The organism is Paraburkholderia solisilvae (assembly GCF_902859875.1).
GTDB classification, from domain to species: Bacteria; Pseudomonadota; Gammaproteobacteria; order Burkholderiales; family Burkholderiaceae; genus Paraburkholderia; species Paraburkholderia solisilvae.
On the sequence record NZ_CADIKF010000085.1, the window covers coordinates 1 to 18,212 of the forward strand.

Here is an 18,212-nt window from a genome sequence, read left to right on the forward strand (position 1 = left end):
CGGCGCAAGCGCGCCGTGCGAGCCGCGCCGCGCCGTGCAGCCGCGCGGCGCGAGACACGCCGGGCAGGGCAGCGAAAGCGGGCAGGGCCATGGCAATTCTCCAGATTCGATGACGCACGTGCCGCACAGACGGGCAAACGGCACGCAAGAGTACATAACGGTACGAAGGGCATTCTAGAGAGCGGCCCCTGCCGGCAAACGTCGAATAGAGGGGGGCTTCCCCGGCTATTCGTTCAATTGGCCCTTGCGCGGCGACCCTAAGATGCAGTCCATGCGAAAAAGCCTTCGCGCCGTGCTTTCGCCGCTGCTCACCTGCGGCGGCAGGCGACGCGAGGCGCCAGGCGGACAAAGATTGCGGACCGTTCAGACGGAGATACGCCCCATGCTTGACAGGCTCGATCAGGACTTTGCGTTCAACAAGGAAGCGCTCGACGTGCGCGCGTACCGGCAGGAGTTGCTGTCGTCGAATATCGCGAACACCGACACGCCGAACTACAAGGCGCGCGACATCGACTTTTCGTCGTCGCTCGCCGGCGCGTTGCACAAGGCCAATGGCGGGTCCGGTTCAGGCGCGGCGCGGCTGGCGATGACGCAGCCGGCCGGCGTGACCGACGGCATGACGATGGCGACCACCGAGGCCGGCCATATGGCAGGCAAGGCGAAGCTGATCGCCACCGGCGGTCCGGTCGAAGACTACGGCCAGTTGAAGTACCGGATTCCCGCGCAGGCCTCGCTCGACGGCAACACGGTCGACCTCGACGCGGAGCGCGTGCAGTTCGCCGACAACACGCTGCATCTCGAATCGGGGATGACGCTGGTGTCGGCGCAGATCAAGGGTCTGCTGTCGGCGATCACGTCGGGCAGCTAGGCGGCGCGCGCGTCGCGGCGGCGCGGCGGCGCAGCAGCACACAGGCAGCACCAAAAATTTACGCTACGGGTTGAAGTAACGAGGAGGCTTGCAAAGCCATGTCATTGATGAACATCTTCAAGGTGGCGGGTTCGGCGATGAGCGCCGAGTCGCAGCGCCTGAACGTGACCGCGTCGAATCTGGCGAACGCGGACAGCACGACCGGGCCGGACGGCCAGCCGTATCGCGCGAAGCAGGTCGTGTTCGCGGTCGATCCGCTGGGCGGCGCGCGCTCGGCTTCCGGGCAGCAGGTCGGCGGTGTCCAGGTGACGGGCGTGATCGACGACCCGACGCCGATGAAGACCACTTACGACCCGAGCAACCCGGCGGCGAATGCGGACGGCTACGTGACGCAGCCGAACGTCGACCCGGTGCAGGAAATGGTGAACATGATCTCGGCGTCGCAATCGTACCAGGCCGACATCGAGACGCTGAACACCGCGAAGAACCTGATGCTGAAAACGCTGACCATCGGCACCTGAGGAGCATGTCTTGAGTACGCCAATCGGAAACAACGGTACGAACACCAACAACACGCCCACCGACACGATGGGCCCGAACGCGGCGGGCACGTCCGCGGCGGATTTGCAGCAGACGTTCCTGAAGCTGCTCGTCACGCAATTGCAGAATCAGGACCCGACCTCGCCGATGGACAGCTCGCAGATGACGTCGCAGCTCGCGCAGATCGATACGGTCAGCGGCATCGCGCAGCTCAATTCGTCGCTCGGCTCGTTGTCGGCGCAACTGTCGGCAAGCGAGACCGGCCAGGCTGCGTCGCTGATCGGGCGCACCGTGCTCGTGCCGGGCGACGGGATTACGGTCAATTTTCCGACAAATGCCGACGGCACGACCAGCACTACGGAGGCCGCGTCGCCGTTCGGCATCAAGCTGCCGGCCGCGGCGTCGGACCTGCAGGTGAAGGTCATGAACTCGTCGGGTCAGGTGGTGCGCACGGTCGATCTCGGCGCCCAGCCGGCCGGCGTGATTCCGGCTCCTGGCTTCAACCCGGTCGACGACACGGGCAACCCGCTGCCGGTGGGCAGTTACACATTCTCGGTGACGGACGCGGGCGGCACCGCGACCGGCAGCAACGCGCCGGTCGCACTGACCGGCATCGTGGTGGGAGGCATCGTCACGCAGGCGGACGGCACCACGGGTCTCACACTTGTCAACGGTACAACCGTCCCATTGAACGGCGGCCCTTCGGGCATCCTTTGAACCTGATTACATGCGGAGCGCAACATGGGTTACAACTCAGCCTTGAGTGGTCTGGCGGCAGCCAGCAACGACCTCGACGTAGTCGGCAACAACATCGCCAACGTGCAGACGGTTGGCTTCAAGCAGAGCGCCGCGGTATTCGCGGATCTGTACGCGAATTCGATCGCGACCTCGGTCAACAACCAGATCGGCATCGGCACCACCCTCGCCGGTGTGCAGCAGGACTTCTCGCAAGGCCAGATCACGACGACCGACGTCGCCACGAACATGGCGATCAACGGCAATGGCTTCTTCCAGATGCAGAACCCGAACGGCACGGTGACGTATTCGCGTAACGGCCAGTTCACGAAGAACCAGAACGGCTTCATCGTCGACGCCGAAGGCAACGAGCTGATGGGCTTCGAGGCGAATGCGCAGGGCCAGCTGCAGACCGGCCAGGTCGTGCCGATCCAGATTCCGAACGCGAGCCTGCTGCCGCCTATCGCGACCACAGAAGCGACATTCGGCGTCAATCTGGACGCCTCCGCGCCGCAGCCGACCACCGCCACCTTCAGCGCATCGGATCCGACCAGCTACTCTTTCACCACGTCGGTCCAGACCTTCGACTCGCTGGGCAACCAGACCACCGTCAACCTGTACTTCGTGAAAAGCGCGACCGCAGGCCAATGGGAAGTGTTTGCGGGCCCGTCGGGCCAGACGCCGACCGACCTCGGCAGCATGACCTTCAACCAGTCGGGCGCGCTGGCCTCGGCAGCCGGTCCTGCGCCCACGGGCGGCGGGGCGGGTGCGCCGCTTACTCCGGCTGGCGATTTCTCGCTGAACCTGACTCCCTCCGACGGCGCCGCGGCTCAGACCATCACGCTCAACCTGACGGGCACGACCCAGTTCGGCAACAGCGACGCAAGTTCGGGCACCACCAATGACAGCGGGACGACTTCCGCACCGACACAGGACGGTTTCGGCACGTCGCAACTGTCGAACTTCTCGATCGGCTCGGACGGCACGATCACCGGCACCTACACCGATGGCCGCACCGCGACGCTCGGCCAGGTGCTGGTCGCGAACTTCGAGAATCCGAACGGTCTGCAGAACCTCGGCAACAACCAGTTTGCGCAGACGTCCGATTCGGGCCAGCCGCAAGTCGGCGTGCCGGGCTCGTCGAACCTGGGTTCAGTGGAGGGCAGCGCGATCGAGAGCTCGAACGTCGATCTGACCGGCTCGCTCGTCGACCTGATTACCGCGCAGCGCAACTATCAGGCGAACGCGCAGACGATCAAGACGCAGCAGACGCTCGACCAGACGCTGATCAACCTGTAATGCGGCAGGCGCGGCAGACGATGCTGCCGCGCGCATCCTGACAAGGGAACGAGCCATGGACCGAATGATCTACACCGCGATGACGGGCGCGACGCAAGCGCTCGATCAGCAGGCCGTCGTCGCGAACAACCTCGCCAATACGTCGACCACGGGTTTTCGCGCGCAGCTTGCGAACTTCCGTTCCGTGCCGATGAGCTTCGGCGACGGCTCGCAGGTCAACGACCAGACGACGCGCACCTTCGTGCTGTCGGCGACGCCGGGCTCGGACTACACGCCCGGCCCGATCTCGCAGACCGGCAACCCGCTCGACATCGCGGTTGAGGGGAGCGGCTGGATCGCTGTGCAGACGCAGGACGGCAACGAGGCCTACACGCGCGGCGGCAATATGCACGTCGACGAGAACGGCCAGATCGTCACCGCGAACAATCTGCCGGTGATCGGCAACGGCGGCCCGATCGCGGTGCCGCCGGAGTCCCAGGTGACGATCGGCAAGGACGGCAGCATCTCGGTGCTGGCCCCCGGCGATCCGCCGAATGCGATCGCGCTGGTCGACCAGATCAAGCTCGTGAATCCGGATCCGAACTCGATGACGCGCGGCGACGACGGACTGTTTCGCACCGGCGACGGCAATCCGGCCGATCAGGATCCGAACGTGCAGGTCGTGGCCGGCGCGCTCGAAGGCAGCAACGTGAATCCGGTCGCCGCGATGGTGTCGATGATCACCAACGCGCGCCAGTTCCAGATGCAGACGAAGATGATGCAGACCGCCAACACCAACGAGCAGGCGGCCAATCAGTTGCTGAGTTTCAGCAGCTAAGTTTCAGCAGCGAGGGCACGGGCTGGTCGCGCTCGCCGCTGGAACCCATGGTGTAACACCAGGAGAATAACGACTGTGAACCGCTCCCTCTACATTGCCGCGACCGGCATGAACGCGCAGCAGGCGCAGATGGACGTGACCGCGAACAATCTCGCGAACGTCAGTACGAACGGCTTCAAGGCCTCACGCGCGGTGTTCGAGGACCTGATGTATCAGACCCTGCGTCAGCCGGGTGCGAATTCGACGCAGGACACGCAGATTCCGTCGGGCAGCCAGGTCGGCACCGGCGTGCAGCAGGTCGCGACCGAGCGTCTGTACACGCAGGGCAACCTGACGCAGACCGGCAACACGAAGGACCTCGCGATCAACGGCAACGGCTTCTTCCAGGTGCAGATGCCGGACGGCACGCTCGCGTACACGCGTGACGGCGAGTTCCAGATCGACCAGCAAGGCCGGCTCGTCACGACGAGCGGCTTTCCGCTGGTGCCGGCCATCACGCTGCCGCAAAACGCGACCGGCCTGACGATCGGCCAGGACGGCACCGTATCGATCACGCAGGGCAACTCGCAGAACACGGTGAACATCGGCTCGATCCAGCTCGCGACGTTCATCAACCCGGCCGGCCTCGACTCGATCGGTCAGAACCTCGTGCAGGAAACGCAGTCGTCGGGCGCGCCGAATGTCGGCCAGCCGAGCCTGAACGGCATCGGCTCGCTGCAGCAGGGCTTCGTCGAAACGTCGAACGTGAATGTGGTGCAGGAACTGGTGAACATGATCCAGACCCAGCGCTCGTATGAAATCAACAGTAAGGCCGTGACCACGTCCGATCAGATGCTGCAGACGCTCAGTCAGATGCAGATTTGAACGGCGTTCGTCGCGTCGAATAGATGTCTACCAGGCAGACGGTTACGAAGATGTCGCACCTCACCAGTCCCATGGTTCGCACCGGTGTCGCGCGCGCGGCGCTGCGGCTCGCGGCCGCGGGTGCGTTCGCCGGCACGCTGGCCGGCTGCGCGCTCCAGCCGAAGGATCCGATCGTGCAACAGCCGATGACGGCGCTGCCGCCGGTTCCGCCGCAGCTGCAGCCGCCGGGCTCGATCTTCAATCCGGGCACCGCCGGGCATCCGCTCTTCGAAGACCAGCGCCCGCGTAACGTCGGCGACATTCTGACGATCGTCATCGCCGAAAACGTCAATGCGACCAAGGCGTCGGGCGCCAACGCGAACCGCAATGGCAGCACCAATGTCGCGGTCACGCAGGCGAACTTCCTGTCCGGCCTCTTCAACAAGGCGAATCTCGCCGCGAACGGGCAGAACCAGTTCCAGGCAAGCGGCGGCGCGAACGCGTCGAACACGTTCAACGGTGTGCTCACCGTGACGGTCACGAACGTGCTGCCGAACGGCAATCTCGTCGTGAGCGGCCAGAAGCAGATGCTGATCAACCAGGGCAACGAGTGGGTGCGCTTTTCCGGCGTCGTGAATCCGAATACGGTCGCGGGCGACAACTCGGTGTTCTCGACGGAAGTCGCCGACGCCAAGATCGAATACTCGGCGAAGGGCTATATCGACGAAGCCGAGCAGATGGGCTGGCTGCAACGCTTCTTCCTGAATATTTCGCCGTGGTGATGACGATGAACGCCTTCACTCTTCGTCAAGCCTCGATGCGCGCGCTCCGTGCCGCGCGGGCGGCGCGGACCGCGGCGCGTGCGGCGCTTTGCGCGGTGTCGCTGCTCGCACTGTTCGTGGCGGCGGCGCCGGCCGCGCACGCGGAGCGGCTCAAAGATCTCGTCTCGATTCAGGGCGTGCGCGACAACCCGCTGATCGGCTACGGGCTCGTGGTCGGTCTCGACGGCACGGGCGACCAGACCACGCAAACGCCGTTCACGACGCAGACGCTCGCGAACATGCTCGCGAACCTCGGGATCGGCATCAACAACCAGCAGGCCGGTGCGACCAACGGCGGCGTGTCGCCGCTCGCGAACCTGCAACTGAAGAACGTCGCCGCGGTGATGGTGACCGCGACGCTGCCGCCGTTCGCGCGCCCCGGCGAAGCGATCGACGTGACCGTCTCGTCGCTCGGCAACGCCAAGAGCTTGCGCGGCGGCACGCTGCTGCTCACGCCGCTCAAGGGCGCGGACGGTCAGGTCTATGCACTCGCGCAGGGCAACATGGCGGTCGGCGGCGCGGGCGCGAGCGCGAACGGCAGCCGCGTGCAGGTGAACCAGCTTGCGGCCGGACGCATCACGGACGGCGCGATCGTCGAGCGCGCGTTGCCGGTCAATGTCGCGCAGGCGGGCGGTCTGATGGAAATGGACCTGAACGATATGGATTACGACAACGCGCAGAAGATTGTCGCGGCTGTCAACAATGCGTTCGGCATGGGCACCGCGACCGCGCTCGACGGCCGCACGATCCAGTTGCGCGCGCCGGGCGACACCGCCTCGCAGGTGTCGTTCCTCGCCCAGTTGCAGAACCTCGAGATCAAGCCGGCGAAGTCCGCCGCGAAGGTGATCCTGAACGCGCGCACCGGTTCGATCGTGATGAACCAGATGGTCACGCTCGACAGCTGCGCGGTCGCGCACGGCAATCTGTCGGTGGTCGTCAATACGCAGCCGGTGGTCAGCCAGCCCAATGCATTCTCGAACGGCCAGACGGTGGTCGCGCGGCAGTCGCAGATCCAGTTGAAGCAGGACAACGGCGCGCTGCGCTATGTGACGGCCGGCCCGAACCTCGCAGACGTCGTGAAGGCGCTGAACGCGCTCGGCGCGACGCCGGCCGACCTGATGTCGATCTTGCAGGCCATGAAGGCAGCCGGCGCGTTGCGCGCCGACCTGGAAATCATTTAAGCAGGAAGCACGACCGATGAATGCCGATTCCCCGAAGCCCGCAACGGATCTCGACCAGCGCTTTGCCCTCGACGTGCAGGGGTTCGACGCGCTGCGCGCGCAGACCAAGGCATCGCCGCAGGCCGGCCTGAAGGTCGCCGCGCGTCAGTTCGACGCGGTATTCACGCAGATGATGCTGAAAAGCATGCGCGATGCGACGCCGCAGGACAGCCCGCTCGATTCGCGCGAGGGCGAGCAGTTCATGTCGATGCTCGATGAGCAGTTGTCGCAGCAGATGGCGTCGAAGGGCATCGGCGTCGCCAACATGATGATCAAGCAGCTCGCGCGTCAGGCGAATATTCCGCTCGACGGCAGCGATGCGGGCGGCGCCGGCGGCGCCAGCCCGCTCACGACGCTGAACTCGCTCGCGCGCATGTATGCGAATCCGGCGGCCAACGGCGCACTCGCGTCGGGCGGCGGTTACTCGGCCAATAGCGCGTTGACGCCGCCGTTGCGCGGCAATGGCCAGTCGCCGAAAGTCGATGCGTTCGTCAACAAGCTGGCCGCGCCGGCTCAGGCGGCGAGCGCCGCCACGGGCATCCCCGCGCGCTTTATCGTCGGCCAGGCCGCGCTCGAATCGGGCTGGGGCAAGAGCGAAATCAGGAAGCCGGACGGCTCGACGAGCCACAACGTGTTCGGCATCAAGGCGACCAAGGATTGGACCGGCGACACGGTGTCGACCGTGACGACCGAGTATGTCGACGGCCAGCCGCAGCGCAAGGTCGAGAAGTTCCGCTCGTACGCGTCGTACGACGAGGCGATGAAGGACTATGCGAGCATGCTGACGAGCAATCCGCGCTATGCGGCGGTGCTGAACGCGTCGCACGGAAAGAATGCGGCGGGCTTCGCCGCCGGCATGCAGCGCGCCGGCTACGCGACCGATCCGCACTACGCGCGCAAGCTGATGTCGATCATGCAGCAGATGGGCTGAGCGACACCCGCGCATCCGTTTGCCGCGGTTCCCCGCTACCCGCTTCGCATACCTCGCGAGCCGCCGATCGCCTGGTGCGGCCGGCCGGTGCGCGCGCGCCGAAATTATTTGCGATCGAACACTAAACTTCGCCGGATAATTGCCGCTATAGCGTAAAGATCGATTGCCGGAGGATGCCGGCGAGCCGGTCATAGAATACGCGTGTCGCCGGCGGGGCCGGCGGTTCGCATCGCGAGACTACGACATCATGGAACCCAATCTGTCGACCGCCCAGGCGGAGGACATCGAACCGACCGAGCACTTCGGCCGGCGAAATCCGCTGGAAATCGGCGTTCAGCTGCGCAACCTGTTCAACCGGGGCGACTTCTTGACCGTGCAGTACAAGGGCGGCCAGCTGGTGACGCGTATTCTCGACGTCGACGTGCGCACCCAGACCTTCGTGTTCGACTGGGGCGCGCTGCCCGAGCAGAACCGCGGCCTGCTTGCCGCGCCCCACTGCCATTTCCTCGCGGCGCCGGAAGGCGTGCGCGTCGAGTTCGGCACCGGCACGCCGCGTGAAACGTCGTTCGAAGGCCGCCCGGCATTCGAGGCCGCGTTTCCCGAGGTGCTGTACTACATCCAGCGGCGCGAGTATTTTCGCGTCGAAACGCCGATCCTCAACCCGTACTACTGCTCGGGCAAGCTGCCCGAAGGCGATACGTTCCGCTTCGAGATTCACGACCTGTCGCTGGGCGGCATCGGGTTGCGCACCAATGACGACCGCGTGGCCATGCTGCCGTTGAGCACGGTCCTGCCCGACGTCGAAGTGAACCTGAACGGCGTCGGCACGCTGTCGCTCGACCTGCAGATCGTGTCGCTGCGGGCCACGCCGCTGCCGCATGGCGGCGGCACGCGTTACCTGCTCGGCCTGCGCTTCATGTCGCTGCCGGGCAGCGCCGAGAACACGCTGCAGCGGCTGATTACGCAGCTCGAGATGAAGCGCCGCTCGCTCGTGCGGGCGTGACGACGTCACGCTGAACCCGATTGCGCCGGCATCTTCGGGCGCGATCAGCGCAATCGGCGCGATCGGCCGCGCGCCGATCCCTCCGTACGCGGCCGATATAGCCCCTCCTTTCCCCCTTTCTCTTCGTTTTGACTTGCGCCGCGGCTGCCGATAATGAAATGTCGGCGCGTGTTTCGCGTACCGCCGGTCGCACGCCCGGCCGCCAGCCTGGAAATCTGGCACGGCGGCCACGCAAACCCTAAATTTTCGGCGCACGAGGCCGATATACCGCCTGTTCACGCAATTGGCGCGGCGTCGCACGGCGCGTCTTTCTGGAGCACGCATGTCGAATCTTTTTGCCATTGGATTGAGCGGGCTGAACGCAGCACAGCAAGCCATTTCGACGACCAGCAACAACATCAGCAACACGACGACGCCCGGCTATTCGCGCGAGATCGCGATGTTTGCCGAAGGGAACGAAACGTTTACCGGCTCCGGCTATATCGGCGGCGGTGTCACGACCGTGACGATCCAGCGCCAGTTCAGCAACACGCTGACCACCGAACTCAATTCCGTACAGTCACAGAGCTCGTCGATCAACACGTATTCGCAACTGGTCACCGGCCTGTCGAATGAGATCGGCGATCCGACCGGTGGGGTAGGCGCCGCGTTCTCGACATTCTTCGCGGACCTGCAGACCCTTTCGGGTGCCGCGAGCAGCGGACCGGACCGTCAGACGGTGATGAGCGACGCGCAATCGATCGCCACCCAGCTCAACGAGCTGGGTCAGCAGATCGACCAGATGCAGCAGGGCGTCAACACGACGCTCACCGGCACGGTCCCGCAGATCAACAATCTGACCAAGCAGATCGCGCAACTGAATACGCAGATCGCCGCCGCCGGCACCAGCGGCCAGCCGCCGAACCAGCTGCTCGACGCGCGCGACGCGGCGGTCGCGCAGTTGTCGCAACTGGTCGGCGTCAATGTGACCCAGGCCGCGGACGGCAGCTATTCGGTCTCGCTGTCGAACGGGATGGCGCTGGTGCAGGGCAACCAGAGCTTCCAGCTCGGAACGACCCCGTCGCCGAGCAATCCGTCCCAATTGGCGATTACTTACCAGCAGCCTGATTCGACCAAGCCGGGCTCGTTCGTCACGACGGTGCTGCCTGATTCCGCGGTGACCGGCGGCACGCTCGGCGGCACGCTGCAGTTTCGCGACCAGACGCTGATTCCCGCCGCGCAGCAGCTCGGCGCGCTCGCCACGAGCTTCGCGGCGCAGGTGAACGCGCAAAACGAACTGGGTCAGGACGAGACCGGCAATCCCGGTGCGGCCCTGTTCAAGGTCCCGGCGCCGAACGTGATTGCCAATCTGAACAATACCGGCAGCGCGACGGTGTCGGCGACGCTGACGAATCCGGCTTCGCCGCCCTCGGACGACATGAAGCTGACGTTCGACGGCACCAACTACACGCTGACCGACACAACGACGGGTCAGGTGCTCGGCCAGTCGCCGGCTAGTGCCGGAAACCCGATCACGATCGGCGGGGTCTCGTTGACGATCAACGGCACGATGGCAGCCGGCGATTCGTACACGATCCAGCCGACCGAAGGTGCGCTCGACGGCTTCGGTCTCGTGACGCCGGGCGGCGACGGCTCGACGATCGCGGCCGCGTCGCCGGCCGTCGCGTCGGCTGCGAGCGCCAACCAGGGCTCGGCGAAGATTGCGATCGGCGCGGCGAGTCAGGGTTTCCTGATCAGTTCACCGTTTACGCTGACCTACAACGCCACGGCCGGTACGCTCACCGGCTTCCCGGTCGGCTCGACCGTGACCTTCGGCAACCCGCCGCAACCGATCACGATCACGTCGGCGAACACGCCGGTGCCGTACGATCCCACGAACGGCGACACGTACACGATCACCAACCCCGGCCCGCCGGTGGCATCGCCCAATGGCATTTCGTTCACCCTGACGGGCACGCCGAAAGACCAGGACACCTTCACGATCGGACCGAACACCGGCGGCGTCGACGACGGCAGCAATGCGAACGCGATCTCCCAGCTTTCCGCCAGCACCGCGTTCCAGGGCACGACGCTGACCACGGGCTACGCGGACTTCGTGAACAACGTCGGCAGCGCGGCGTCCGGCGCGACATCTCTGGCGCTGTCGACGGGCAGCACGCTTTCGCAGATCCAGCAGCAGCAGCAATCGGTATCGGGCGTGAACCTCGACGAGGAGGCCACCAACCTGGTCGAATACCAGCAACTCTACCAGGCGGCCAGCAAGGTGATTACGACCGCCCAGTCGCTATTCACGACACTGCTGCAAGCAGTCAACTGAGGCCTTGAACGATGCGTATCACTACCGCACAGATTTACCAGAACACCATCCAGAACATGGATAACCAGCAGTCGGTGCTCGCGGAGCTGGAGCAGGAGGCATCGACCGGCATCGCCATCGCGACGCCCGCTGACAACCCGCTCGGCGCCGCCCAGGCGGTGCAGCTGTCGGCGAACGGTGCGATGCTCGCGCAGTTCGCGACGAACCAGTCGACGGCGTCGACCATGCTGAACACGGAGAGTTCGGCGCTGTCCAGCGTTGGAAACACGCTGCAAAGCATTCTGACCCAGCTGGGCGGGTTGACCTCGGCCGGCATCAATGACAGCAACCGGCAGGCTGCCGTGAAGGCGCTTCAGGGGTTGCGCGACCAGTTGATGACCGAGGCGAACACCACCGAACCCGATGGCAGCTTCGTTTTCTCCGGTTTTCAGGGCAACGTCGCACCGTTTTCGAATGCGTCGAACGGCGGCGTGACGTACAACGGCGACTTTGGGACGCGCACGCTGCAAATCTCGAATTCGACGTCGGTCGCGACTGCCGACAATGGCTCGAGCGTGTTCCTGAGCGTGCTGCCGAACATTTCCGATCCGGTTGCCGAGGGCGCGTCCACCAATACGGGCACGGGCGTGATCGGCGCGGTCACGATCACGACACCGGGTGCGACGAGCAACAACGTGCCGTATTCGATTACGTTCGCCACCGATCCGGCCACGGGCAATCTGACCTACCAGGTGGACAACACGTCGACCACCCCGCCCACGCCGGTCGGCGCGGCTCAGCAGTACACCGGCACCGGCACCAGCCCGCAGACGATCGACCTCGGCGGCGGCCAGACCGTGACGATCTCGGGCACACCGGAGGCGGGCGACTCGTTCACGGTTACGCCGGCGGCGCAGGGCGATACCGACGTGTTCGCCGCGATCGACGCCGTGATGTCGGCGCTGCAGAACCCGGCGGACGACAATCCGACGGGCCTGGCGAACATCGAGAACGCGCTTTCCACCGCGCAAACCCAGATCAACAACACGCTGACGAACGTGACGACCGTGCAGGCGTCGGTCGGGGGGCGCGCGCAGCAGGTCACGGCGCTGCAGTCGATCAACGGGGCGCAGTCGTTGCAGAACCAGACCACCCTGAATGACCTCGTGGAGGCCAACCAGCCGTCGATATTGAGCAGTCTGTCGCTGGCGGAAACGATGCTCAACGCCACTGAAAAGTCGTTCGCGTCGGTTTCGCAACTGTCGCTGTTCTCGGTCCTCAATACCTGAGCCTGCCGCACAGGGCTGAACGGAAACCACGCAAAAGCGCGGCGCCTGCAAGCAGGCGCTGCGCTTTTTTTGTGCCGGCGCGAAGCGCTCGCCGCGCTACGGCGCAGGCCGCAACGCGAGCGCGACGCGGCCCATTTCGTCGATGCCGTTGTCGAACAGGCGCGCGAAGAACGGAATCATGTTCGGCAGCATCAGCTGGATCAGCACCAGGCCGACCAGCATCGTGAGCGGAAAGCCGACCTGGAAGATGCCGATCTGCGGCGCTGCGCGGTTCAGGATACCGAGGCACAGGTTGGCGATCAGCAGCGCGACGACCACCGGCAGCGCCAGCAGCAGGGCGGCCGCGAACAGCGTCGTGCCCCATTCGGCGAGCGTGCGCCAGCCCGGCGCATTCAGCAGATTCGCGTCGACCGGCACCGACTGAAACGTCATCACGAGCGCGCTGATCACCTGCAGGTGGCCATCGATCGCGAGGAACACGAGTGTCGCGATCATGTTCAGCAGGGTCGACAGCACGTCGGTCGAGGCGTTCGACTGCGGGTCGAAGAGTGTGGCGAAACCGAGACCCATGCCGAGGCTGATCAGGCCGCCGGCCAACTCGACGGCGCCGAACACGACCTGCATCGTGAACCCGAGCGCGGCGCCGATCAGAAACTGGTTGACGAGGATTCCCATACCGGCAGCCGAGAACACGGTCACCGGCGGCATTGGCCCGAGCGTCGGCGCGACGATCATGGCCATAAAGCCGGCGAGGCCGATTTTCGTCGGTATCTGCACCACCGTATTGCCGAATACGGGCGCGGTCGCCACCAGCGCGAGAATGCGCACGAACGGCCAGAGGAACGCGGTGAGCCACGCGTTCAGTTGTGCATAGGTGACGGTGAACATGCCGGACTGCCTTTGCCCTCGAGCGCCGTGCCGCGCGTCTTTGTCAGTTCGCGACGTTCGGAATGTTTAACAGCACCTGCCGCATGTAGTCGGTCATCGTCGTCAGCATCCACGGGCCGGCGATCACCAGCGTGAGTGCGACGGCGGCGAGCTTCGGAATGAACGTCAGCGTGCTTTCGTTGATCTGCGTGGCCGCCTGGAAAAGACTCACGATGAGACCCACGACGAGCGCGACGAGCAGCAGCGGCGAGCTGAGCAGCAGCACCACGCGCATCGCGTCGTGCGACAGGGTCATGACGGATTCTGGAGTCATCGCGGTTCGGCTCCGGTGCCTGGGTTGAAAAACGCCGTGAAGAGCGCGCTAGGTAAAGCTTTGCGCGAGCGAGCTGATCAGCAGCTGCCAGCCGTCGACCAGCACGAACAGCATCAGCTTGAACGGCAGCGAAATCGTCACCGGCGACACCATCATCATGCCCATCGACATCAGCACGCTGGCGACCACGAGGTCGATGATGGCGAACGGAATGTAGATCGTGAAGCCGATCTGGAACGCGGTTTTCAGCTCGCTCGTCACGAACGACGGCACCAGCAGCGAGAGCGGCACGTCTTCCGGTCCCTGCATCGGCGGCGTATGCGCGATCTTCGCGAACAGCGCGAGATCGGTTTCGCGCGTCTGGCGCAGCATGAACGTCTTGAACGGTGCGACGCCGCGCTGCACGGCGTCGTCCATCGACAGCGTGCCGGCCGCGAACGGCTTGTAGCCGTCGTTATAGGCCTTGTCGAGTACCGGCGACATCACGAACAGCGTCAGAAACAGCGCGAGACCGACCAGCACCTGGTTGGGCGGCGTGGTCGTCGTGCCCAGCGCCTGGCGCATCAGCGACAGCACGATGATGATGCGCGTGAAGCTCGTCATCATCAGCACCATTGCCGGCAGGAACGTCAGCATCGTGAGCACGAGCATCGTCTGCACGCTCAACGAGTACGTCGTGCTGCCGTTCGGGCCCGGCGTCGCGTTCAGAGCCGGCAGACCCGCCACCTGCGCGAACGACAGGGTCGGCAGCGCCAGCAGCAGCGCGGGCAACAGAAGGGCGGCGAGGGTCCGGCGCATAGCGGCTGAAGCAATGAATCGCGCGAAAGACTTCAATGCGCGGGGCAATGCCGCGGTCAATGCCGCGCTCAATGAACGGGCCGCGCCGTCACGGCGCGCGGCGGAACGATTCGCTTGCATCTATCGATCTCCGCCGGTATGCCGCTGCAGGCGTTTCGCCGCTTCGCTTTTCAGCGCGTCGCGAAAGCGTTGGCCGAAGCTGCCGGGTAGGCCCCCGCTTGCGGCTGGCGAGCCGTCGGTGGCCGGCTCGCCGGGAAAGCCCGCGTGCGTCGTGCCGGCCGGCATGTCATACAGCAGCCGCACGTTGCCGGGCGCCGCGCCGAGCACGAGCCAGCGATCGCCGATCTCGACGACCGCGACACGCTCCTTGCCGCCGAGCGACGTGCCGCCGACGGTTTTCACCAGACCGCCGTGCCGCCCGGGTTGCAGGCCGAGCCGCCGCGCGAGCCACGCGCAGCCGAACACCAGCGCGATCACGAACACGAGGCCGAGGACGGTTTGCAGCACCGCGGCCGCGCCGAGCGCCGGCACCGCGGAGCCCGCGCCGACACCGGATGCGATCTGTGCGGCGTGATTGACTGCGTTGATATCCGCTGCCCGTGCGGGCGGCGCGGCGAACGCGGCGAGTGCGGCCAGCGCACCCGCGACGCGATTCACGACGAGGGCGCGCGGCATGACGCGCCGTGACACATCGCGCACGGACGCCGAAGGCCCGGCCGCGATCACTGCGGGTTTCATCGGTTCAGTTTCCGGATCCGCTCGGACGGCGTGATGATGTCGGTCAGGCGAATGCCGAACTTGTCGTTGACGACCACCACTTCGCCCTGTGCGATCAGGCAGCCATTGACGAGCACGTCCATCGGTTCGCCGGCGAGCCCGTCGAGTTCGACGACCGAACCCTGCGCGAGCTGCAGCAGGTTGCGAATCGCAATCTTCGTGCGGCCGAGTTCGACCGTCATCTGGACAGGGATGTCCAGGATCATGTCGATATCGTTGCGCGTCGCGGTCGAGGTGACCTTCGAGAGCGGCTGGAATACGCCCGCCGTAGCGGCTGGCGTCACGTCGTTGCCGTTCTGCTCGGCAAGCGCGGCTGCCCAATCGTCGAGCGCCGGCTCGGCCGCTTCGCCGCCGGCGGCTGCCGCCGCGGCTTCAGCGTCGGGGGCGAGTTCCGGCAGCGGCATGGCCGGCGCCGGGTTCGGGGTGGGAGTCGCGTTCAGGTCACTCATATCCGCCTTCCTTCATCGTATCCGCAGCGCTGATCATCTTCAGGACCCGCAGCGCGTATTGACCATTGAAAATTCCGTAACCGCATTCCATCACCGGCACGCCGTCGACCTTCGCGGTGATGAATTCGGGGATGTTGATCGGCAGTACATCGCCCGCCTTCATGTTGAGGATCTTCTCGAACGTGATCGGGATCTGCGCGAGATCGGCCGTCAGCTCGACTTCGGCTGCCTGCACCTGCTGCGACAGCACGCGCACCCAGCGGCGGTCCACTTCGAGCGCTTCGCCCTGAATCGGCGAGGACAGCACGTCGCGGATCGGCTCGATCATCGAGTACGGCATGCAGATGTGCAGCGTGCCGCCGGTCGAGCCGAATTCGATCGAGAACTGCGTGACGACCACGACTTCGTTCGGGGTCGCGACGTTCGCGAACTGCGTGTGCATCTCCGAGCGCACGAATTCGAACAGCAACGGGCGCACGCTTTTCCAGGCCGTCGTGTAATGCTCGAACACAAGGCCGAGCAGCTTGCTGATGATGCGCTGCTCGGTCTGCGTGAAGTCGCGCCCTTCGACGCGCGTATGGAAGCGCCCGTCGCCGCCGAACAGGTTGTCGACCACGAAAAACACGAGGTTCGGATCGAACACGAACAGCGACGTGCCGCGCAGCGGCTTCACGTGCACCAGATTCAGGTTGGTCGGGATCGGCAGGTTGCGCGTGAACTCGCTGTACTTCTGCACCTTCACCGGGCCGACCGAAATCTCGGCGGTGCGCCGCATGAAGTTGAAAATGCCGACGCGCATCAGGCGCGCAAAGCGCTCGTTGATGATTTCGAGGCCGGGCATCCGGCCGCGGACGATGCGCTCCTGGGTTGCGATGTTGTACGGGCGGACACCCGTGCGCTCGGCCTGATCGGCCGAGTCGTCGCGCTCTCCGGTGACGCCTTTCAGGAGGGCATCGACCTCCTCCTGGGACATGAACTCTTCGTGGCCCATCTAGATTCCTTGTGCGTCGGTTCGCGATTGGGGAAGACGCGCTCTGGCGCGACGCAGCGTCACTGCACGACGAATTCGGTGAACAGCACGTCGTCGACGTGCACCGGCTCGCTGCCGGCTTCGGTCGGCTTTTCGATCAGCGCGGCGAGTTCTTTCGCGAGCGCCTGCTTGCCTTCGAGCGGCGCGAGATCTTCCGGGTGCTTGTTCGACAGCGCGAGCAGCACGCGGCTGCGGATCTCCGGCATATGCGCGGTCAGATGATCCTGCGTCTTCTGGTCGTTGAGCTTGAGCGTGAGGCCGATGCGCAGATAGTGCTGCTCGCCGTCGTCCGATTGCAGGTTGACGGTCATCGGATCGAGCGCGAAGAACACCGGGATCGGCGCGGGCGCCGGCTTCGCGGGCTGCGCGGCTTGCGCCGGCGCGCTCTCGTGACGGCTCATGTAAAACCAGGTGCCGCCGCCTGCGAGCGCAGCCGCAAGGAGCGCGATCAGCGCGATCAAGAGCGTGCGTTTGATCAGCCCTGGCGCGCGCGGCTGCGCGGCGGCTTGCGGGTTTGCGGTCGTGGTGGCCATGTGTCGTGTTGGTGAGTGCGCCGGCTGTCCGGAGTCAGCGTGAAGTCAGTTGGCTAGCGTGCATTGTTCGTTAAATGCACGCGCTGTAATGGGTCGAAAAGAGGGGGGATTCGCGGTTAGCTCGTGGGTTCGTCGTCCCTGACGACCGCGTCCCGCCCGCGAGCCTGTCCGCGCATGCGCCGGCTCATGGCCGGCGCGTTTGCCCGCGCCCGTCTCCTCTCAGGCGAACGTATCGACGAGTCCGACCGTGCGACGCGTCGGCACAGCCGCGGCGACCGTCGTGGCCGCGCCGTTGTCCGCCACGTCGCCGTAGCGGCCGCCCGTGCCGCCGCTGCGGCCGCCGTCCTGCGCCTGCTGCTGGCCGCCCTGCCGCGCGAAGCCGTCGCTCACGCTGGTGCTGCCGAGGCTGATGCCGTTCTGTTCCATCGCTTCGCGCAGTTTCGGCAGCGCGGCTTCCACCGCCTCGCGGACCTGCGGGTGCTGCGACATGAAGAGCGCATGCGCGTGGTTGTCCGCGACCTGCAGCACGACCTGCAACGGTCCGAGACCCGCCGGGTTCAGCGTCAGCTCCGCACTCTGCTGACGCACGTTCGACATGAACACGACCTTCTGGCTGAGCGCTTCGTCCCAATCCGTCGTGCCGACTTCCGGCGCGAGCGCATCGGCCGCCGAGTCTGCGGAGCCCGATTTCGCCGACTGCGCGGCGCCGGACCCGCCGGTCGCGGCTGTGCCCGGCGCGGCGCCTGCCTGCGTCGCCGCGAT

Annotated in this window: 20 protein-coding genes; 12 read left to right on the forward strand and 8 right to left on the reverse strand. The window is 65.5% G+C overall.

Features of this window, described 5'->3' with window-relative positions; translation table 11 throughout:
- Positions 1 to 382: 382 nt before the first annotated feature.
- The 12 genes from flgB (at position 383) to flgL (ending at position 12,662) form a co-directional block, all read left to right on the forward strand.
- Entirely contained in the window at positions 383 to 868 is a 486-nt protein-coding gene (gene flgB, locus HV675_RS30780; RefSeq protein ID WP_175115238.1) for a flagellar basal body rod protein FlgB, read from the forward strand.
- 98 nt (positions 869 to 966) lie between these two features.
- A complete protein-coding gene (gene flgC, locus HV675_RS30785; RefSeq protein ID WP_175115239.1) occupies positions 967 to 1,389 on the forward strand; it encodes a flagellar basal body rod protein FlgC in 423 nt (140 codons plus the stop codon).
- Positions 1,390 to 1,456: 67 nt separating this feature from the next.
- A complete protein-coding gene (locus tag HV675_RS30790; protein ID WP_175115256.1) occupies positions 1,457 to 2,125 on the forward strand; it encodes a flagellar hook assembly protein FlgD in 669 nt (222 codons plus the stop codon).
- Between the two features lie 24 nt (positions 2,126 to 2,149).
- Positions 2,150 to 3,442, forward strand: a complete 1,293-nt coding sequence (flgE, locus tag HV675_RS30795; protein ID WP_175115240.1) for a flagellar hook protein FlgE — start codon at positions 2,150 to 2,152, stop codon at positions 3,440 to 3,442.
- A 55-nt stretch (positions 3,443 to 3,497) separates the two neighbouring features.
- Positions 3,498 to 4,259, forward strand: coding sequence for a flagellar basal-body rod protein FlgF (gene flgF / locus HV675_RS30800; RefSeq protein WP_175115241.1), 762 nt, complete (start codon positions 3,498 to 3,500; stop codon positions 4,257 to 4,259).
- A gap of 75 nt (positions 4,260 to 4,334) precedes the next feature.
- Positions 4,335 to 5,123 carry a flagellar basal-body rod protein FlgG gene (flgG, locus tag HV675_RS30805; RefSeq protein WP_175115242.1) on the forward strand — a complete coding sequence of 263 codons (789 nt, stop codon included), beginning with the start codon at positions 4,335 to 4,337 and terminating at the stop codon, positions 5,121 to 5,123.
- A gap of 50 nt (positions 5,124 to 5,173) precedes the next feature.
- Positions 5,174 to 5,884 carry a flagellar basal body L-ring protein FlgH gene (flgH, locus tag HV675_RS30810; RefSeq protein WP_175115243.1) on the forward strand — a complete coding sequence of 237 codons (711 nt, stop codon included), beginning with the start codon at positions 5,174 to 5,176 and terminating at the stop codon, positions 5,882 to 5,884.
- 35 nt (positions 5,885 to 5,919) lie between these two features.
- On the forward strand, positions 5,920 to 7,104 hold the full coding sequence (locus tag HV675_RS30815) for a flagellar basal body P-ring protein FlgI (protein ID WP_175115257.1): 1,185 nt from the start codon (positions 5,920 to 5,922) through the stop codon (positions 7,102 to 7,104).
- A gap of 16 nt (positions 7,105 to 7,120) precedes the next feature.
- Positions 7,121 to 8,074 (forward strand): flagellar assembly peptidoglycan hydrolase FlgJ, encoded by a 954-nt coding sequence (gene flgJ / locus HV675_RS30820; RefSeq protein WP_175115244.1) that lies wholly within the window; start codon positions 7,121 to 7,123, stop codon positions 8,072 to 8,074.
- Between the two features lie 247 nt (positions 8,075 to 8,321).
- A complete protein-coding gene (locus HV675_RS30825) occupies positions 8,322 to 9,077 on the forward strand; it encodes a flagellar brake protein (protein ID WP_175115245.1) in 756 nt (251 codons plus the stop codon).
- A gap of 322 nt (positions 9,078 to 9,399) precedes the next feature.
- A complete protein-coding gene (flgK, locus tag HV675_RS30830) occupies positions 9,400 to 11,394 on the forward strand; it encodes a flagellar hook-associated protein FlgK (protein ID WP_175115246.1) in 1,995 nt (664 codons plus the stop codon).
- A gap of 11 nt (positions 11,395 to 11,405) precedes the next feature.
- Complete coding sequence (flgL, locus tag HV675_RS30835) at positions 11,406 to 12,662, forward strand: flagellar hook-associated protein FlgL (RefSeq protein WP_175115247.1); 1,257 nt, start codon at positions 11,406 to 11,408, stop codon at positions 12,660 to 12,662.
- Positions 12,663 to 12,758: 96 nt separating this feature from the next.
- Here the strand turns inward: flgL and fliR are convergent, their stop codons facing one another.
- The 8 genes from fliR to HV675_RS30875 all read right to left on the reverse strand — a co-directional run.
- The gene (fliR, locus tag HV675_RS30840; RefSeq protein WP_175115248.1) at positions 12,759 to 13,550 is read right to left on the reverse strand and encodes a flagellar biosynthetic protein FliR; all 792 of its coding nucleotides are present in this window, start codon (positions 13,548 to 13,550) and stop codon (positions 12,759 to 12,761) included.
- 43 nt (positions 13,551 to 13,593) lie between these two features.
- Positions 13,594 to 13,863: a flagellar biosynthesis protein FliQ gene (fliQ, locus tag HV675_RS30845; RefSeq protein ID WP_175115249.1), complete on the reverse strand. Its 270-nt coding sequence runs from the start codon at positions 13,861 to 13,863 to the stop codon at positions 13,594 to 13,596.
- 48 nt (positions 13,864 to 13,911) lie between these two features.
- Entirely contained in the window at positions 13,912 to 14,661 is a 750-nt protein-coding gene (gene fliP / locus HV675_RS30850) for a flagellar type III secretion system pore protein FliP (protein ID WP_175115250.1), read from the reverse strand.
- 120 nt (positions 14,662 to 14,781) lie between these two features.
- Positions 14,782 to 15,399 carry a flagellar biosynthetic protein FliO gene (gene fliO, locus HV675_RS30855; protein ID WP_175115251.1) on the reverse strand — a complete coding sequence of 206 codons (618 nt, stop codon included), beginning with the start codon at positions 15,397 to 15,399 and terminating at the stop codon, positions 14,782 to 14,784.
- Complete coding sequence (gene fliN, locus HV675_RS30860) at positions 15,396 to 15,887, reverse strand: flagellar motor switch protein FliN (protein ID WP_175115252.1); 492 nt, start codon at positions 15,885 to 15,887, stop codon at positions 15,396 to 15,398. The genes fliO and fliN overlap by 4 nt, the downstream gene beginning before the upstream one ends.
- Positions 15,880 to 16,878, reverse strand: a complete 999-nt coding sequence (gene fliM, locus HV675_RS30865; protein WP_175115253.1) for a flagellar motor switch protein FliM — start codon at positions 16,876 to 16,878, stop codon at positions 15,880 to 15,882. The genes fliN and fliM overlap by 8 nt, the downstream gene beginning before the upstream one ends.
- A gap of 59 nt (positions 16,879 to 16,937) precedes the next feature.
- The gene (fliL, locus tag HV675_RS30870) at positions 16,938 to 17,450 is read right to left on the reverse strand and encodes a flagellar basal body-associated protein FliL (protein ID WP_175115254.1); all 513 of its coding nucleotides are present in this window, start codon (positions 17,448 to 17,450) and stop codon (positions 16,938 to 16,940) included.
- Positions 17,451 to 17,669: 219 nt separating this feature from the next.
- Positions 17,670 to 18,212: flagellar hook-length control protein FliK (locus tag HV675_RS30875; protein ID WP_175115255.1), on the reverse strand; the 543-nt coding region annotated here is incomplete at its 5' end.